Genomic DNA, 2,811 nt, shown 5'->3' on the forward strand with positions numbered 1-2,811 from the left:
GGACCAAAGACAAAATCTATCTTCAATTTAATTATAACCACTTACTTAAACCCACCTAACACACCGGAGAAAATTAACCTTTTTGGCTATTGACAATTGAGCCATTTTGTGATGGTTTTTCGGTTAATTTTTGAGCAAGATTTAAGATATCAGAGGGGAGCATAATCACGGTACTGGTGTTATTTTCCGCTCCAATTTCCGTTAACATTTGTAGGCGGCGTAATTCCAAAGCGGCGGGGTTTTCCATGATTAATTGGGAAGCTTCCGCTAATTTTAGGGAGGCTTCCTGTTCTGCGGCAGCTTTAATCAAACGGGCCCGTTTTTCTCGCAATGCTTCCGCTTCCTTGGCCATAGCTCGCTGCATACCAGTGGGAATTTCCACATCTTTCATCTCCACCCGTTCGATATCAATGCCCCAGGGTTCGCTAATTTCATCGACAATTTGTTGGACCGCTTGATTGATTTTGTCTCGTTTTTGCAAGACATCATCGAGATGATTTTGACCAACTACATTTCTTAAAGTGGTCATGGCCGCTTGATAAACGGCTGCGGGGTAGGATTCGACTTTATTAATCGCTTTGCTAGGATCGATAATGCGATAGTAGAGAACCGCATTAACCTTAATTGTGACATTATCGGCGGTGACAGTTTCTTGCGGGGCGATATCGACGGTTTTGGTGCGAATATCCAGCTGCATTTTTTGGTCAACTAGGGGAATGATCCAGTACAGTCCGGGGCCTTTGGTGTCTTGATAACGCCCTAGACGAAAGATAACACCACGCTGGTATTCTCGATCGATTTTAAAGCCATTTAACCCCAGAATGCCCGCTATCAACAGCAAGGGTGCTAAAAATTCCATATTAATTACCAGTTATCGGGTTCAAGTTAATCAGTGTGCGGTGACATCTCAATTGCCATCTCCTCGCTCCTGACCACTAATACATTCATTCTAGAGAGTAACCGGGCTGTCGGGGAAACTCATAACGAAATATTACAATTTTTAGGAATTGCCTAACCAGCAGGGATGACTCGACTTCCAGACCCCGACCTGAGATAAACTACAGAATGTTATCAGAATTTACCTTGATATTATGAGCGTAGTTAGCCAAGTCATCCTCAAAGCCGACGACGAACTTCGTTATCCTAGTAGTGGTGAACTACAGGGTATCGGGCAATTTTTAAAAACCGGTGAGCAGAGAATTCGCATTGCCGAAACTCTCGCTGACAATGAGAAAAAAATCGTCGATCAGGCTCAAAAACAACTGTTCAAGAAACGTCCCGATTATAGAGCGCCGGGGGGTAATGCCTACGGTCAGCGTCAATATAATCAATGCTTGCGCGATTATGGTTGGTATCTGCGTCTAGTTACCTATGGGGTATTAGCCGGAGATAAGGGACCGATCGAACAAACCGGCCTGATCGGGGTCAAAGAGATGTATAACTCTCTTAATGTTCCCATCCCCGGCATGGTGGAGGCGATTCGTTGTCTCAAAGAGGCCGCTTTAGGTCTTTTGACTCAAGAAGATGCCGTGGCAGCAGCCCCCTACTTCGACTTTATCATCCAGTATATGTCCTAAGCGATCGGGACAATCCCAAGGGCCTGAAGTCTGAAAAGGGGCAATTTTCGTCTCTTTCAGGGTTCAGGCTTGACTTTTTTCAGTGATCAGTAAACAGTGATCAGTGATCAGTAAGCAGTAAACAGTAATCAGTGAAAAGACAGTAGTAAACTGGCATTTGATCAGGCTCACTTAATACATACTGCTCACTTAATACTGGCTCTTCGGTTTGTGTTATGCAATGGACGGGGGTTATCAATTAAGTCTCTTGCCAGATAAGGATTTAGTCGATTTATGCCCCCCTATCGAACCATACCAAGTAACGAAGAACCTTAATACTCAAAACTGATAACTAATAACTCAAAACTGATAACTAATAACTCAAAACTGATAACTGATTATGTTTTGGCGCATTATACTACTTACTTTTCTGATTCCATCGGTCTATGGGTTGTTTGGCTGGTCGATCGCCCATGAGCGTTTATCATGGAGTGATTGGTTACTTGCCCGCGGTGATGAGATGAATTGGACTCTCACTAGCGAATGGCTAGAAATCATCATCTATATCCTAGCGGTAGGGGTTATCCTCTCAATTGCCCTAGGATTAACTCTGTTTAGTCACTTAATGCCGCTATTTTTCCGCAGTTGGTTTAAAAACGATATTAGTGCTGTATTATCAATTCTCGGCTGGTCTTTGGCGGTAGTCTTTATCTTCCACAAGTGGGCGGTATTTAGTCGAGTTTTAATCCTCTTAGCCGCCACTATCCTTGGTCGTCTAGAACTTCAGGAAGCAGGTTACAATAGGTGGCAAGTTTTCCTGATGCTCACCATCCTCTGCTTAGGTAGTTTTGGCTTGGGAATTTGGGCTTATAATCTTTGGGGTCACGAATTTCATCGAGTTACTACGGATTAATCTTATCTCTAATCTTTAAAAAGTATGCCCAAAAAAAATAACGATACGCTCAAACGAGTCTTAATTGTTTCCTCTGGTTTAGTATTTCTGGCTTTAATGGTGGTGCCAACTTTAGGTTTATTGAAAAATAATAATTCTAATTTCCCCCAAGGCAATCAACCCGGGCAAGAGGCAACTATTCCTCCCGAAAAATTAGAAGAAATGGTCAAAGGTTACGAGAAAATTCTCGAACGTGAACCAGATAACCCCACTGCTTTGCAAGGACTAGCACAAGCTCGCTTACAGTTAAAAGATTTTATCGGAGCCAGAGAACCTTTAGAAAAGTTATATCAAAAATATCCC

The 2,811-nt window shown here is 42.8% G+C and carries 3 protein-coding genes and 1 pseudogene; 3 read left to right on the top strand and 1 reads right to left on the bottom strand.

Features of this window, described 5'->3' with window-relative positions:
• Nucleotides 1-73 precede the first annotated feature (73 nt).
• Nucleotides 74-859 carry a slipin family protein gene (locus PX636_RS00525; protein ID WP_012267186.1) on the bottom strand — a complete coding sequence of 262 codons (786 nt, stop codon included), beginning with the start codon at nt 857-859 and terminating at the stop codon, nt 74-76.
• A gap of 232 nt (nt 860-1,091) precedes the next feature.
• Here PX636_RS00525 and PX636_RS00530 point away from each other — a divergent pair, with 232 nt between their 5' ends.
• From PX636_RS00530 to PX636_RS00540, 3 genes and pseudogenes are all read left to right on the top strand, one after another.
• Nucleotides 1,092-1,577, top strand: coding sequence for an allophycocyanin subunit alpha-B (locus PX636_RS00530; RefSeq protein WP_004162595.1), 486 nt, complete (start codon nt 1,092-1,094; stop codon nt 1,575-1,577).
• A 379-nt stretch (nt 1,578-1,956) separates the two neighbouring features.
• Nucleotides 1,957-2,469, top strand: coding sequence for a hypothetical protein (locus tag PX636_RS00535; RefSeq protein ID WP_288115883.1), 513 nt, complete (start codon nt 1,957-1,959; stop codon nt 2,467-2,469).
• 24 nt (nt 2,470-2,493) lie between these two features.
• Nucleotides 2,494-2,811: pseudogene (locus tag PX636_RS00540) on the top strand (tetratricopeptide repeat protein); the annotation flags it as partial.

The organism is Microcystis sp. M53598_WE2 (assembly GCF_030067735.1).
GTDB lineage: Bacteria > Cyanobacteriota > Cyanobacteriia > Cyanobacteriales > Microcystaceae > Microcystis > Microcystis aeruginosa.

Bases quoted from the DNA above. Each gene is read 5' to 3' on its own strand.
- PX636_RS00525 (WP_012267186.1), bottom strand. From the start codon at position 859: ATGGAATTTTTAGCACCCTTGCTGTTGATAGCGGGCATTCTGGGGTTA.
- PX636_RS00530 (WP_004162595.1), top strand. From the start codon at position 1,092: ATGAGCGTAGTTAGCCAAGTCATCCTCAAAGCCGACGACGAACTTCGT.
- PX636_RS00535 (WP_288115883.1), top strand. From the start codon at position 1,957: ATGTTTTGGCGCATTATACTACTTACTTTTCTGATTCCATCGGTCTAT.